Origin of the sequence: Pseudomonas sp. TWP3-1, assembly GCF_049896625.1 — a bacterium.
GTDB lineage: Bacteria > Pseudomonadota > Gammaproteobacteria > Pseudomonadales > Pseudomonadaceae > Aquipseudomonas.
Genome location: NZ_JAFCUQ010000013.1, coordinates 48622 through 63492, shown reverse-complemented (window position 1 = coordinate 63492; position 14871 = coordinate 48622). Strand labels below are relative to the sequence as shown.

General features: G+C 61.2%; 14 protein-coding genes. 6 read left to right on the top strand and 8 right to left on the bottom strand.

The genetic code is table 11. The annotated features are described in order from the left end of the window. Positions 1-30 precede the first annotated feature (30 nt). The 3 genes from ACP7BN_RS18235 to dinG form a co-directional block, all read right to left on the bottom strand. On the bottom strand, positions 31-1176 hold the full coding sequence (locus tag ACP7BN_RS18235; protein ID WP_426205517.1) for a serine hydrolase domain-containing protein: 1146 nt from the start codon (positions 1174-1176) through the stop codon (positions 31-33). 116 nt (positions 1177-1292) lie between these two features. Then, complete coding sequence (locus ACP7BN_RS18230; RefSeq protein ID WP_426205516.1) at positions 1293-3779, bottom strand: beta-galactosidase; 2487 nt, start codon at positions 3777-3779, stop codon at positions 1293-1295. A 95-nt stretch (positions 3780-3874) separates the two neighbouring features. Further along, complete coding sequence (gene dinG, locus ACP7BN_RS18225) at positions 3875-6019, bottom strand: ATP-dependent DNA helicase DinG (protein WP_426205515.1); 2145 nt, start codon at positions 6017-6019, stop codon at positions 3875-3877. Positions 6020-6117: 98 nt separating this feature from the next. Here dinG and ACP7BN_RS18220 point away from each other — a divergent pair, with 98 nt between their 5' ends. Then, positions 6118-6582 (top strand): CopD family protein, encoded by a 465-nt coding sequence (locus ACP7BN_RS18220; RefSeq protein ID WP_426205514.1) that lies wholly within the window; start codon positions 6118-6120, stop codon positions 6580-6582. Positions 6583-6782: 200 nt separating this feature from the next. Here the strand turns inward: ACP7BN_RS18220 and ACP7BN_RS18215 are convergent, their stop codons facing one another. The 4 genes from ACP7BN_RS18215 to ACP7BN_RS18200 all read right to left on the bottom strand — a co-directional run bounded on the left by ACP7BN_RS18215 (position 6783) and on the right by ACP7BN_RS18200 (position 9484). Further along, entirely contained in the window at positions 6783-7541 is a 759-nt protein-coding gene (locus tag ACP7BN_RS18215; RefSeq protein WP_426205513.1) for a collagen-like protein, read from the bottom strand. After that, on the bottom strand, positions 7534-7812 hold the full coding sequence (locus ACP7BN_RS18210) for a DUF1145 domain-containing protein (RefSeq protein WP_426205512.1): 279 nt from the start codon (positions 7810-7812) through the stop codon (positions 7534-7536). Before ACP7BN_RS18210 ends, ACP7BN_RS18215 begins: the two co-directional genes overlap by 8 nt. A gap of 161 nt (positions 7813-7973) precedes the next feature. After that, on the bottom strand, positions 7974-8696 hold the full coding sequence (locus ACP7BN_RS18205; RefSeq protein WP_420648224.1) for an OmpA family protein: 723 nt from the start codon (positions 8694-8696) through the stop codon (positions 7974-7976). 92 nt (positions 8697-8788) lie between these two features. Beyond that, complete coding sequence (locus ACP7BN_RS18200; RefSeq protein ID WP_426205511.1) at positions 8789-9484, bottom strand: OmpA family protein; 696 nt, start codon at positions 9482-9484, stop codon at positions 8789-8791. A 199-nt stretch (positions 9485-9683) separates the two neighbouring features. On the opposite strand from ACP7BN_RS18200, the gene ACP7BN_RS18195 reads away from it, so the two are divergent. From ACP7BN_RS18195 to ACP7BN_RS18180, 4 genes are read left to right on the top strand one after another with little or no spacing between them, the layout of a single operon-like run. Continuing rightward, entirely contained in the window at positions 9684-10181 is a 498-nt protein-coding gene (locus ACP7BN_RS18195) for a DUF6231 family protein (protein ID WP_426205510.1), read from the top strand. 4 nt (positions 10182-10185) lie between these two features. After that, positions 10186-10662 carry a YchJ family protein gene (locus ACP7BN_RS18190; protein WP_420648227.1) on the top strand — a complete coding sequence of 159 codons (477 nt, stop codon included), beginning with the start codon at positions 10186-10188 and terminating at the stop codon, positions 10660-10662. A gap of 41 nt (positions 10663-10703) precedes the next feature. Further along, positions 10704-11204, top strand: coding sequence for an LEA type 2 family protein (locus tag ACP7BN_RS18185; protein WP_426205509.1), 501 nt, complete (start codon positions 10704-10706; stop codon positions 11202-11204). After that, positions 11201-11425, top strand: coding sequence for an SEC-C metal-binding domain-containing protein (locus ACP7BN_RS18180; RefSeq protein ID WP_420648229.1), 225 nt, complete (start codon positions 11201-11203; stop codon positions 11423-11425). Before ACP7BN_RS18185 ends, ACP7BN_RS18180 begins: the two co-directional genes overlap by 4 nt. Positions 11426-11619: 194 nt before the next feature. Here ACP7BN_RS18180 and ACP7BN_RS18175 read toward each other — a convergent pair whose 3' ends face one another. Next, positions 11620-12177, bottom strand: a complete 558-nt coding sequence (locus tag ACP7BN_RS18175) for a cysteine hydrolase family protein (RefSeq protein WP_426205616.1) — start codon at positions 12175-12177, stop codon at positions 11620-11622. Positions 12178-12400: 223 nt separating this feature from the next. Here ACP7BN_RS18175 and ACP7BN_RS18170 point away from each other — a divergent pair, with 223 nt between their 5' ends. Then, the gene (locus ACP7BN_RS18170; RefSeq protein WP_426205508.1) at positions 12401-14851 is read left to right on the top strand and encodes a penicillin acylase family protein; all 2451 of its coding nucleotides are present in this window, start codon (positions 12401-12403) and stop codon (positions 14849-14851) included. Positions 14852-14871: the final 20 nt, after the last annotated feature.

Genomic DNA, 14871 nt, shown 5'->3' with positions numbered 1-14871 from the left:
GGTTCCGGCCCTGGAGCCTCAGTTGAAACTTTACAGACAAGTGGCAAGTACCCGCGCAAGCTTCTGCGCACGCGGATCCATCAAAACGTATGGCCCAAGGGTATTTGTCACGAAACCGAAGGCGACATCATGCTCCGGATCAGCAAAACCGATGGACCCGCCCGCCCCCGGGTGACCGAACGCGCGCGGGCCGAGGCCGTAAGTCGCGTTTGGCACGTCAGGTTGATCGAGCATGCAGCCGAGGCCGAAGCGTGTCTGCGTCAGTAAAGTCTTGTCTGCGCCGAGGCTGTGTTCGCGGGTCAGCTCGTCGAGCATTTCGCTTTCCAGCAGGCTGCCATCGAGCAGACCGGCGTAGAACCCGGCCAGACTGCGCGCATTGCCGTGGCCGTTGGCCGCCGGTTGCTGCATGCGCCGCCATTCCGCTTTGTTGGTGCTGGTGAGCACTGAAGGCGGATTGGTGAAGGCACGGGTAGTCATGGCAGTCGGTTCGCGCATGGTCACTTGCAACAGGCGCTGGGCCGCGGCGTCGCCGCTATTGCCCTTGCCGCGGGCGATGTGGGCCACGCGGTGGAATTCTTCGTCAGCCAGGCCGACATGGAAATCCAGCCCCAGCGGTTTGGCCACTCGCGCGACGATCGATTCGCCCGGCCCACGGCCATCAGCGCGACGCAACAATTCGCCGACCAGCCAACCGTAAGTGATCGCGGCATAACCATGACCAGTACCCGGCGTCCACCATGGCGCTTCGGCCGCGAGGGCATCGACCATGGTTTGCCACTCGTACAAGGCTTCTGGCGCCAGCAGTTCACGCAGGGCTGGCAGTCCGGCCTGGTGGCAGAGCAATTGGCGCAGGGTTACAGATTCTTTGCCGGCAGCAGCGAATTCCGGCCAATAACGAGCGACCGGAGCGTCGAGTTGCAGCTTGCCTTCGGCGACCAGTTGCAGCGCGGTGACGGCAGTGAAAGTCTTGGTACAGGAGAACAGATTGGCGATGGTATCGCTGTGCCAGGCCTCGGCGCCGTCCTTGTCGGACGTGCCGGCCCAGAGGTCGAGTACAGTTTCCCCGCCAACCTGAATGCACAAGGCTGCACCGCGTTCCTGGGGATCTTCGAACAGTGCGGCGAAAGCTTCGCGCACTGCTTCGAACTGAAGCTCGTAATGTCCCTGAATCTGCACCCGCAACTCCCCTTCGAAAACGCTCTACAAAGTGGCCCGCATTGTTCCAGCCCTTGAGGGTTTTGGGAACAGCTGTGGGCCGGGCGGTCGCAGGCCTGAGCCTGCGCCATTTGTGATCAGTGGCCTTTGCCCGAATGCCCACCGACGTGCCCGGCACCCTGCCCCGGGCCCTTTCCGGCGTCGGCTTTGCGTCCGCCCTCGGCGTCGTGGCTGGCCTTGTCGGCGGTCTGCGCGGCTTTTTCAGCTTCTTTCGCCAACTGATCGACCGTCGCCAGATTGCTCTTGCGCACTGCCTCGACAAAGCTCTGGAACGGCAGATCGGTCACGCCCACCAGGCCAAAGTGGCCATTCTCGCCATCGAGCAAACGCCCGGTCACTGGTTGATCGAGATACTGGAACCAGTGCACGCCGACAATCGACGGTTCACTCAAGGCATGCTTGAGGAAGTTCGCATAGGCCGCGCCACGATCTTCTTCTTTGGCCAATTGCGTCACGCCGCCCCAGAACGGACCACGATCAGTCGAGCCGAAGTTGAACTCGGTGATCAGCACCGGTTTGTCCAGATTGCGCAGCACGGCGAAGTCGTAACCGTCCTGCGGTTGCAGGGTGTACATGTTGAAACTCAGCACGTCGCAATATTGCGCACAGGCGTTCACGGCTTCCGGGGTGCTGCTGGCGAAGCGGCCGCCGAGCAGCAACTGATTCGGTGCGTGCCATTTCAGCGAGTCGGAAATGGTCTTGAAGTAGGTATCGGCAAATACCTGCTGGAAGTATTTGAAGTCGGCTTCGATTTCCGGGTGTTCGGCGCTCGGCAGCGGCGGCACGAAGCCCGGATCTTCCATTAATTCCCACGCCGGCAGATCGATGCCCCAAGCCTTGGACAATCCCGCCTGATTGCGGTACTTGTCGCGCAACTGCTTGAGGAACGCACGCTTGGCCGGCACGTCGGTGGTCATCTTCAAGGTGCCATAAGCCAGCGCATAACGGGCTTTCGGATCGTCGCCCGCGCCGGCCCAGGCCAGCTCGTTGTCGGCGAAGTAACCGATCAGCCACGGATCGTCGCGGTGATCGCGGGCGGCGATGGCCACGGCGCGTTCGGTGGCCATGGCGAAGCGCGGGTCGAACGGATCAGGCATCGCCCCCCACCAGTCGTTGCCGGTGCTGATGCTGGTGTAGTCGCCGACGATCGACAGCGGCAAGGTGTAAGGCACGCGTTCGGCGTCGCCGAGCGTTTCCTCACTCCAGTTGCCTACGGTGTTGAAACCCCAGGCTTGCAAGCGATCAAGGGTGTGATGGGTCCAGCGCGGTTCGTCGAACGTGGCTTTGCACGGCGCGGCGGCGGGCGGCTGAGGTGTCGCAGTCTTGGCCGACTCGGCGACTCCGGCATTCGGTTGTTCAGACGCGGCCACCGGCTCGGCGGCGTTGACCGCCGTTTCCTCGACCGCGCTGGCCTCGGCCGCTGCGGCAACCCCGGCCTTGCTGTCGCTATCGGATTTGCACGGTTCGCCATACAGGCGTTGCAGGTTGGCGCCGTAGAAATCGTACCAGCGCCCGGCGTTATAGCTGCGCCCCTGATCGACGCCGTTGCCGCCACGGTTGTCGCCTTCGCCGAAGTGGCTGGCCAGTGGCTCATCGGCTTTGGGCAGTGATTCGAACATCCACTCGCGCCCGGCCACGAAAGTCTGGTTGACCTCAGGGCTGACGGTATTCACGCCAAGGGAATAGAACGGATGGCCTTCCGGCGTCACCAGATACCAGCGGCCGTCACGTTTTTCCGTACGGAAGAAGCCGCTGGCCTTGAACGCCGGGCCTTTGCTCCAGCCGCCAAACTTGTCCAGCGAGGATTTTTCGCGCTCGGCCAGCCAGGTTTTCAGCTGTTGCTGTTCTTTGCTGGCGGCGGATTTCAGTTGTTCGTCACTGGCGACTTTTTCCGGCCACTTGCTGCGGGTCGACTGACCGTAGGCGTCGACCAGATTGCCATACGCAGCTTTGATCACCGCATCGCCGTCCTGCACGCCGAAGCGCTCGAGCAGCAGACTCTGCGCGGCTTTCGGTTGATCCATCCACAGGCTGACCGACACCACATTGCTGCGATCCAGTTCACCGCTGCTGCTTGCCAGCAAAATCCGCTGTCCATCGAGGGTGATCGGCATCGGCGGCCCGGCCTTCATCCCCTGGCTGAGCGGCGAGTTCGCAACCAATGGCACCAGCAACGTCTGCGCCGGGCCAGCCGGCAGATCGACGCGGCTGACCAAGGTCTTGCCATCGTTGCTCTGAATCTGCACGTAAACCGTCACCGCCCAGTTCATCGCACTCTGCACACGCAGACTCATCATCCCCGACTGCGACCAGTCCCACGCACCAGTCTGCGGCGTCAGACGCAAGGTTGGCCGCTCGACCGGATTGAACGTGACCCGGCGCAGCACTTCGCCCTCGGCGGTCTGCTCGGCATTGGCCTGTGGCAGATCGGCGTTTTCGGTGACCACTTTGACCACATCGGCCGGGCGCACAAAGTTGAACAGCGTCTGCTGAGCGGCAGGCGCTGCCAGCAGAGGGGCGGCGAAGATCAAGGCAAAAACGGCAGGCAGCGAACGGCGGATCATAAGAACGGAGTTCTCCCTAACGACCAACAATGGCCAATGGAAAAGCGATGGCAGAGAGATAGACAACGCGGCGGGCAAAACTGCCCACCGATGTCTCAGGATATTTCACGACGGAAAGGAGGCAATGCATTGAGGATCGCCTTGCCATAGCGCTGGGTGACCAGCCGCCGATCAAGCAAGGTGATGGTGCCGCGATCTTCTTCGGTGCGCAGCAGTCGGCCGCAGGCCTGAACCAGTTTCAGCGAGGCATCCGGCACCGAGATCTCCATGAACGGATTGCCGCCACGGGCTTCGATCCACTCGGCCAGCGCGGCTTCGACCGGATCGTCCGGCACCGAGAACGGGATCTTCGCGATCACTACGTGCTCGCAATAGGCGCCGGGCAAGTCGACGCCTTCGGCAAAACTGGCGAGGCCGAACAGTACGCTGGAATCGCCGCCATCGACCCGCGCCTTGTGCTTGTTCAGGGTTTCCTGTTTCGACAGGTTGCCTTGAATGAACACTTGCTTGCGCCAGTCACGGTCGAGGCCGTCGAACACGTCCTGCATCTGTTTGCGTGAAGAGAACAGCACCAGCGTGCCGCGCGAGCCTTCGACCAGATCCGGCAGATCACGAATGATCGCCGCGGTGTGCGCGGCGGCATCGCGCGGATCGGCCTTCAGATCCGGCACCCGCAGCACGCCGGCATCAGCATGATGGAACGGGCTCGGCACGACAGCGGTGACAGCTTTTTTCGGCAGACCGGCGCGCATGCGGAAGCGGTCGAAGGTGCCCAAGGCAGTAAGAGTCGCCGAGGTCACCAGACAGCCATACGCCACGTTCCACAGATTGCGCCGGAGCATTTCCGCCGCAAGGATCGGGCTGGCATTGACCTCGATGTCGAACAGCGAACCGCTTTCAGCCAAGGTCAGCCAACGCGCCATCGGCGGGTTGTCTTCCGGGTCTTCGACGGTGAACGCCGTCCACAACTCCCAATTGCCGGAGGCGCGCGACAGCAGGCTGCCGAACAGCGGATACCATTCCTCGGCCTGATTGCTGGCGATGCCGATGTTGACCTCGCCGTCCATGCCTTCCTTGAGCAGGTCGGTAAGACGCGTAAACAGATCGGTGAGACGGGAAAAGCCCTTTTTCAGCTCGATGCCCATTTCGCGCATATGGTCAGGGATCACCCCGCCGACAAAGCGGTGGCGCGGCCGCTCGCGGCCTTCGACGTCTTCACCGGGCTTGAAATCGGCGACCTGCTCGCAGGCACTGAACATGAATTGCTGCTGAGTCTTGATCTCGCGCGCCAGCTCCGGCACTTGCTCGATCAACTTGCCCAGATCACCCGGCAGCGGATGCTGGGCGAGCAATTTGGTGAGGTTCTTGGCGGTGGTTTCCAGCCAGTCGGCGGTCGAGCGCAGGCGCGTGTAGTGGGCGAAGTGACCGATGGCCTTGTCCGGCAAATGGTGGCCTTCGTCAAACACGTAAATGGTGTCGCGCGGATCGGGCAACACTGCCCCGCCACCGAGGGCCAGGTCGGCCAGCACCATGTCGTGGTTGGTGACGATCACGTCAACCTTGCCCATGCCTTCGCGGGCCTTGTAGAAGGCGCACTGGCCGAAGTTCGGGCAATGGCGGTTGGTGCACTGGCTGTGATCGGTGGTCAGGCGCGCCCAGTCGGCGTCTTCCAGCGCGGTCGACCAACTGTCGCGGTCGCCGTCCCACTTATTGCCGGCGAGCTTCTCGATCATGCTGGTGAACAGCTTCTGACTGGCCTCGTCGACCTCGATCTTGAAGCCTTCTTCTTCGAACAGCTGCGCGGTGGCGGTTTGTGCGTGGCCTTCCTGCAGCAACATGTCGAGTTTGGACAAGCACATGTAACGGCCACGGCCCTTGGCCAGGGCGAAGGTGAAATTCAGCCCGCTGTTGCGCATCAGGTCGGGCAGATCCTTGTAGACGATCTGCTCTTGCAGGGCGACGGTCGCGGTGGCAATCACCAGACGCTTGCCGGCGGCTTTGGCCGTAGGAATCGCCGCCATGCTGTAGGCCACGGTCTTGCCGGTACCGGTGCCGGCTTCCACCGCGACAATCGCGGGGTCGCCACTGCGCCGGCCTTCGTCGTCGGTGTCGATATCCCCGAGGACTTTGGCGATTTCGGCGATCATCAGGCGCTGGCCGTAACGCGGTTTGAGGCTCTTGGCTTCAAGAAAACGCGAATAGGCGCCCTGGATCGTGGTTTTGAGTTCAGTGCTGATCATGTGTCGTCGGGCGCAAAAACGCTGGATAAATTTTCAGTGGTTCGGATCGGCGGCTATCATACCCCGCGAATCGATCCTGCGCAGAACGGAGTACCCCAATGACACCTTTTAGCATCGTTTATCCGATCCATTTGCTGGCGGCGCTGGTGTGGGTCGGCGGCATGTTTTTCGCCTGGATGGTCTTGCGCCCCGCGGCTATGAAGGCTCTGGACGGCCCCGCCCGACTGACGCTGTGGGTGCAAGTGTTTCAAGGTTTTTTCCGTTGGGTGTGGGTCGCGGTGATCGTGTTGCCGATCAGCGGCGTGGGCATGTTGCATTTGCAGGGCGTCGGATTTGAGACCGCGCCGAAATATGTGCAGGTGATGATCGGGCTGTACATCGTCATGACGGCGCTGTTCATCCGGATTCAGGGCTTGATGCTGCCGGAGTTGCGCGTGGCGGTTGAAGCGAAGGACTGGCCGGCGGGTGCGGCGGTGCTCGGGCGGATTCGGCGGGTGGTGGGGATTAATTTGTTGGTGGGGGTGGTGTTGGTGGCGATGGCTGGTGCGCGGCCGATGTTTTGACAATCAAAAGCAAAAGCCCCTCACCCTAGCCCTCTCCCGGAGGGAGAGGGAACTGATTGGGGGATATTCAGGAAGTACGCCGACTTGAATGAAATCTGCCGAATCCATAATCGCCACGATTTTTCAGGTCTATGTTTGACGCCAGACACTTCGGTCGGCCCCCTCTCCCTCCGGGAGAGGGCTGGGGTGAGGGCAAGCGTCTAGAGGCGTTGCACGGTCACAGAACCCGCCGCACCCGCAGGCCCCGGCTGCCCATCCACCCCAGGCTTGCCACTCTTGCCACCATCGGCCCGATAAACCACACATCCCTTGGACTTGCCCCCCGCCCCCGGCTTACCGCCCGGACCCGCCGCGCCACCGGCACCGCCAGCGACGTCAACCTTGATCAATTCCGCCGGGAAATCACGCGGCACTTCCAGTCGCACCAACGCGCCCGCAGCACCCGGCTGGCCATCGCTGCCGTTGCTACCATCGAACCCGCGACCTGCCTGGCCCCAAGTGCAACCCGGCTCCTGGCCATTCGCGCCGTCGAGTCCGACAAAACCCGGCGCCCCGGTGCCGCCTCGGGCATCCACCAACAACAGCGGCGCTTTCAACGCCTTGAATTGCAGGTTCAGATTGCGCCCCGAGCGCGCGGCCTTCAGATAAGTCCCCGGCGCACCGCGCGCGGTGATCTGGCTGCCTTCGCTCAACTCGGCACGCACAACCTTCATGTCCAGCGCCTGTTCACTCGGCACAATGGCAATCCGCGCCTCATGGCCCAGACGCAATTCACCCACATTCAGCTCAGTGACATTCGACGGAACCAGCAGCGTGCCGTAATCGGCGACTTCGAGTCTTTCCAGCTGCAGGGTGCTGGCGGTGTTGGGCAAACGCATCAGCGAGTTGGTTTCAACACTGACCACTTGAGCACAGGCCAAAGGGCTGATGAATGCAGCGAGCAGGCAAAGTTTACGCATGGGAAGCCTCCGGAGCGGCCGGGGCCGGGATGGTTTGCAAGTGGAAAACGCCGAACAGCAGAATTCGGCCACGATCGCGCCACGGATGCGGACGACCTTTGAGGCTGCGATTGCACAGCAGCACTTCGAATACATGGATCAGCAACAACAGACCGCCAGCCAGATTGACCAGCAGGTGCAGCGGATGGACAAATGGCACCAGTTGATTGACCAGCACCACACAACAGAACAGCAGGGTCAACAACCGCCCCAGTCCCCAGAAAACCTTCATACGCGCCCCCGTGTTGCGAATTATTCTTTGGGCGCACAGTAAACGCTTCTGCGGGCGATAAGCCAGAGGCAAAAATAAAAATCCCTTACGATCGCCAGAAGGCTGCCGGCACGCCGATGATCGGCGCCCGACAGCTCTAGCCTGCGTACTACAGACAAATCCTAACGATTGATGTGCAACTCTACCCGACGGTTTTGCGAACGCCCCTCGTCAGTGGCGTTATCAGCAACCGGTTCGCTTTCACCGCGCCCTTCACTGGTCAGCTTGCTCGGCGACAGCCCCTGGCTCAGCAAATATTCAGCCACGCTGCTCGCGCGACGTTCGGACAATGCCTGGTTATAAGCATCCGAGCCTTTGCTGTCGGTGTGACCGACGACCTTGATACTCACCACATCGGCGTTACGCAGTTTATCCATCAGCGTATCCAGCTGCGCCTTGGCCGAAGGTGTGAGGTCGGACTTGTCGAAATCGAACAGCACGTTGCCCGCATCGCTCAAGGTGATGACTTCGGTTTGCTGCACGGGTTCGACCTTTTTCTCGACGACCGGGTATTGCGGCAGCGGACAGCCACGGTGGTCGACCGGGGTGTTTTCCGGGGTGTCGGGGCAACGATCGCGGCGGTCAAATACGCCATCGTCATCTTCATCGCCATCCTGGGCGTAGCAGATCAGTCCGCCGGTGAGGATCCCCAGCGCTGCGCCGCCGCCGGCCCATCCGGCACTTTCGATCGCGCCGAGACCGCCACCGACCAGTCCGCCAATGACGCTGCAGATCGGCCAGGTACGTTGATTGAGGGGGGCAGAACCATCGCTGTGGGTGGCGCAACCGGTCAACAGGCTGCTCAGCAGCACAACCGGCAAGACGGACCTTGAGAGAACACTCATTTGGGAAAGCTCCTGTGTCACCGGCCCATACCGGTTACACAGGAGTAAAGACCCGCATCCGCGACTGCACAAGGCGCGGATGCGAGGGAGGCTTAGCGGTCGATTTTGATCTCCGTGCGACGGTTGAGTGCGCGACCGTCGGCAGTTTTGTTATCAGCGACTGGCTGGCTCTCACCGGCACCGGCCACCGAAACGAAGCTGCTGCGCGGCACGCCACTCTGGATCAGGTATTCCACTACCGAGTGTGCGCGGCGATCCGACAGTTTCTGGTTGTAAGCATCGCTGCCGACGCTGTCGGTGTGACCGGTCACGGTCAACTGCGCAGTCGAGGATTCCTGTTTCAGGCGCGTGGCGACTTTATCGAGCACTTGCTTGTCGGCGCCGGTCAGCGTGGCTTTGTCGAACTGGAAGTGAACATCGCGGATGACGATGGTTTCTTCCTTGACCACCACAGCTTCTTCGACCACTGGCGCAGGCACTGGTGGTGGGCAGCCGTCGGCATCGACTTGCACGCCTTTCGGAGTGCCCGGGCACTTGTCGCGGCTGTCCGGCACGCCATCACCGTCTTCGTCGCCATCACCGTGTACCCAGCAGTAAGCCGCCGCTGTACCGCCGACAACCAACGCGCCGTAACCGGCCCACGCGGCGCTCTCCGTCGCACCGAGGCCCGCGCCGATAACACCACCGACTGCCGCACAGGTCGGCCAGTCGGTTTTCTGCAAACCTGCGCAACCAGTCAACACACTGGTTAGCAGAACCAAGGGTAATGCTGTCCGAACTATGCTCATCTAGTTTTCTCCTGAGGGATCGGCTTAAAACCGATTCAGGGAGTAAAGACCGGAGTTTTAATCTCCGCCAGCAATAGGCCACCGCGGTTTGCGCGCGTGTTCACAGGACTTCGACGCATTTGTTGCAAACCGGCGTGACAGCGCACTTTGCCGACGCGGTCAGGCAGGCTAGTCTTGGCGGTCTGATTGAGGATCTTCGATGACCGTTGCCATTTCTCCCCGCACGCCGCAGCAGGCGCTGGCCGCTTTGCTCGATCGCTACGCCCCGGCGCGCCTGCTGTTGATCGGCGCCAGTGAATTTCCGGCGCTGGCAGCTTTTAAAGAGGCGCATCCGGACACTTGCGTAGCGTATGCCTCGCCTGGCGCCCTGCCCGCCGAGCTGGCGGCGCAGCGATTTGATCTGGCGCTGGTGGTCGATTGCCTGGAGCATCTGCCCAAGCGCGACGGTTTGCATCTGTTGGGCGGGATCCGCAACCTCAACGCCAGTCGCATTGCGGTGCTGGCGGATCTGTCGCCCAGTGGCTGGCAGGAAACCGATTTCTATTCGCTGGCGCTGCAAGCCAGCGAACGCTTTCAGCGCGAAGAACAAGTGCTGACGCTGTTCACCTACGATCTGCTTGACTACAAACAAGTCCCCGACTGGCTCAACTCAAGGTTCTGGGCCAATCCGGAAAACTTCGGGAAATACTGGTGGTAATGTGATGAGTACAGCCATTTGCCCTTGTGGCAGCGGCAATCTGCTGGATGCCTGCTGCGGCCATTATCACGCCGGCCTGCCGGCCCCGTGCGCCGAAGCGCTGATGCGCTCGCGCTACAGCGCCTACGTGCTGGGGCTGATCGATTATCTGGTGGCGACCACCCTGCCCGCGCAGCAATCCGGGCTGGATCGCCAGTCGATCAGCAACTGGAGCGCGCAGAGCACCTGGCTCGGGCTGGAAGTTGAAAGCTCGGAAGTGTTCGGTGGCCAGCCGGAACACGCCTTCGTCACTTTCACCGCACGCTGGCACGATGGTCAGGGCGAACACAGCCATCGCGAACGTTCTTCGTTCGTGCAGAACAGCGGCCACTGGTACTTCATCGACCCGACCGTGCAGTTGAAGCTGGGGCGTAATGACAGTTGTCCATGTGCCAGCGGGCAGAAGTTCAAGAAGTGCTGCGCGGGGTATTTCGGCGCTTGAGATGAGCGGCGACTAGACTGGGCAGCAAAGGGAGTCACACGATGCTCGGTCAATGGCGCACATTCAAAGCCTTCTCGCTGCTTCTGCTTCTGTCCGTGGGACTGGGAGGCTGCGCATCCTGGTTCACTGGTGACCCGGTCGACCCGACCGTGCATTTGGTCAAAGTCGAGGTAGTGCGGGCCAAATTGCTCGAGCAGAAATTCATCCTGCACTTTCGCATCGACAACCCCAACGACAGCGACCTGACCGTGCGCGGTCTGGAATACCGGATTCATCTGGCCGACATGTTGCTGGCCGAGGGCGAGCACGAACATTGGTTCACCGTGGGGCCGAAACGCAGCGCGTACTTCAAGGTACCGATCCGCACCAATCTTTGGCCGAAGGTCAAAGAGGTAGTGAAGCTGCTGAAAAAACCCGGGCAAAGCATTCCCTATCGACTGGAAGGCGAGATGGAAACCGGTTTATTCATCGCTCACTACGTGCACCTGGCGCGCAATGGCGTGATAATCCCCGCCGATTTAATTCCGGAGCGAACCCGATGACCCAGCAGCCTCATGTCCATGGCCCTGATTGCAACCACGATCATGACCATCAACCCCATGATCACGGCCATGACCATCAGCATGACCACGGCCATGTACACGGCCCGAACTGCGGCCACGCCCACCAGGAACCGGTGCGCAACGCCCTGAAAGATGTCGGCCGCAATGATCCTTGCCCATGCGGCAACGGCAAGAAATTCAAGAAGTGCCACGGCGCTTGATGCTTCTGGCGGAGATGTTTTTCGCCTGAAACATCGCTATCGCCAGCAGGCTCGCTCCCACAGTAGATCGCACAATCAAACTATGTGGGAGCTGGCTTGCCAGCGATGGCTGAGTGTCAGGCAACATCAATGCTGAATGTGTCGCCCCCATCGCTGGCAAGTCGAATCGTCGCACCGCAGCTCCCACAAGGTTTTCAATGCGCCTTGAGAATGTCAGCGCTGCTGACCACCGTCGCATACTCCCCATGCAAATTCCCCAGCGACATCGCGTGCACTTCCTCGGCTGAGCGCAACGTGCCGAAGTAATCGGCCTTGTCGAACGTGAAACACCCATCCTCCGCCACCCACGCCTCAAACCCCAGATTGCCCGCCGTCCGTGCGGTCGATTCCACGGAATTATTGGTGGCCACGCCGAGAATCACCAACTGATCGATCCCAGCCTCGCGCAATCGCGCTTCCAGCCCCGTCGCACAAAACGCATCCGGCACGCGCTTCTGAATCAGCCATTCACCGTCCCGCGGCTTAAATCGCTGCTGAAACTGCACGCCCGACTGTTCTGGCCAGAACACCGAATCCGGCGAATGCGACAGATGCTGTACGTGAATGACTGGTCGTCCAGTGCGTCGCCAGAGCCCAAGCAGATCGAGGATGCGTTCTTCGGCCAGCGGATTATTCCGCCGCCCGAGCTTCGGATGCAGGATGCCTTGTTGCTGGTCGATGATGATCAGTGCGGCGTTGGCCTTGAGTTCCATGGCGATTTTTCTCGTGCGCGAAAATTGAATTCTGCGCACTTGAGCATCAGTCGCGACCTCCAGGCAAGTGATCAACTCCAGCGGCGGGACTGCGACGGCCATCCAGACGAACGATCAGTGGAGAGAAATAAACCCCTCGCCCCGCTTGCGCGGCCACCTCCTGCTCACTAACGTAGCGCCTTTATTGCGCCCCCAGCCTTTACACCCCCGCAGGAGCTTTGCCATGGCCTCGCCAGCCCTTACACATTTTCTTCCCCGGTTCGGCGTTGCCGCAGCAGTGGCCGGTGTTTTGAGCCTGACCGGTTGTCAGACCTGGAACGCTCAGGACACCCTCCCGCCCACCTCCGGCGTGCAGCCGCTCAAGGGTCTGGCGCAGAACGTTTCGGTACGGCGCAATGCGATGGGCATGCCGTTGATCGAAAGCAACAGCTTCCACGATGCGCTGTTCGCCCTCGGCTATGTGCACGCCAGCGACCGCATCAATCAGATGGTGACTTTGCGCCTGTTGGCTCAGGGTCGTCTGGCGGAAATGTCCGGTGCATCGATGCTCGACGCCGACCGCTACATGCGCGCAGTCAATCTGAAGAAGAGTGCCGGCGAGCTGTACAAAGCTTCGTCGCCACGCCTCAAGCGCTTCTTCGAAGTCTACGCGCGGGGCGTCAACGCTTACCTGTTCCGCTACGCCGAAAAACTGCCGGCCGACCTCGCCGCCAGCGGTTACAAGCCGGAATACTGGAAGCCGGAAGATTCGGCGCTGATTTTCTGCCTGCTGAATTTCAGCCAGTCGGCCAACCTGCCGGAAGAAATCGCATCTTTGGTGCTGGCGCAAACTGTCACCAGCGACAAACTCGCCTGGCTGTCGCCCTCGGCGCCGGACGAAAAACTACCGGTGGGCGAGGCTGACAAGCTGCAAGGCATCAAGCTCACCGGGCAGATCCCGGGCCTGACTGAGTTGAGCAACGCCAGCGAACAACTTGCCGCGTTCAACCTGCTCGGCAACACGACTTCGAACAACTGGGCGATCGCCCCGCAACGCAGCCGCAGCGGCAAAAGCCTGCTGGCCAGCGACAGCCATGGCCCACTGGCCGCTCCTTCGCTGTGGAGTTTTGTGCAGATCCGCGCCCCGAAATATCAGGCGGCGGGTGTGACTGTCGCCGGTTTGCCGATGGTGCTCGGAGGATTCAACGGCAAAGTCGCATGGAGCCTGACCAGTGTGCTCGGCGACAATCAGGATCTGTTCCTGGAAAAAATCCGTCGCTCGGGCAACTCGCTGTCCTACGAAGTCAACGGCAAATGGCAGCCAGTGACCGTGCGCAACGAAACCTACTTCGTCAAAGGCCAGCGGCCGATTCGCGAAGCGGTGTATGAAACCCGTCACGGTGCGCTGCTCAACAGTGCTCAGGCTGCGGCGCAAGGCGCAGGTTTTGGTCTGGCGTTGCAGACGCCGAGCTTCACCGATGACAAATCCCTCGACGCATTTTTCGATCTGAGCCGCGCGCAGACCGTTGAACGCGCCTCGGACGCCAGCCGCGAAATCCGCGCCATCGCGCTGAATCTGGTATTCGCCGACGCCAGCAACATCGGCTGGCAAGTCACCGGCCGTTTCCCCAACCGCCGTGAAGGCGAAGGCCTGCTGCCATCGCCGGGCTGGGAAGGCCGCTACGACTGGGACGGTTACGCCGACCCGATGCTCCACCCGTATGATCAGGACCCGGCGCAAGGCTGGCTCGGCACCGCCAACCAACGCGTGATTCCTCACGGCTACGGCATGCAATTATCCAACTCGTGGGCGGCGCCAGAGCGTGCCGAGCGTCTGGCCGAACTGGCCGGCAACGGCAAACATGACGGTCGCAGCGTGATCGCCATGCAATACGACCAGACCACCACCTTCGCCGCAAAACTGAAGAAAATGTTTGAAGCACCGGGCATGTCCCAGCCGCTGAAGAAAGCCATCGAAGCGCTGCCCGAGGCTGATCGCGGCAAAGCTCGCGAGGCGTTCACGCGGTTGATGGCGTTCGACGGCAAGCTCAGCCCGACCTCGGCCGATGCGGCGATTTATGAGCTGTTCCTGCAAGAAAGCATGCAGCAGATCTTCCTCGACGAACTCGGCCCGCAAACCAGTGCGGCGTGGAAAGCGTTTATCGCTAACGGCGATTTGTCCTACTCGGCTCAGGCCGATCACCTGCTGGGCCGCGAGGACAGTCCGTTCTGGGACGACGCGCGCACTGCGCAGAAAGAAGATAAACCGGCGATCCTCGCCCGCAGTCTGGCCGCCGCGATCAGCGCCGGCGACAGTCAACTGGGTGGCGATCACAAGGCCTGGCAGTGGGGCAAATTGCACAGCTACGCGTGGAAAAATGCCAACGGTCAGACCGTTCGCGGGCCAATTGCGGCTGGCGGCGATCACACGACGTTGAATACGGCAGCATTTGCCTGGGGGCAGGACTTCGCCACCACTCGCGCGCCAGCGATGCGCTTTATCGTCGATTTTGGCCAGAGTGAACCGCTGATGGGGCAGAACGGGACCGGGCAATCGGGTAATCCGCTCAGTCCGAATTACCTGAACGGTGTAGATCCGTGGATCAAGGGGCAATACATCGGATTGCCGATGCAGCCGCAGAACTTTGATCGGGTTTACGGTAAAAACCGTCTCACATTGACCCCGAGCAAATAGCCTTAAAGATCAAGAGCCCC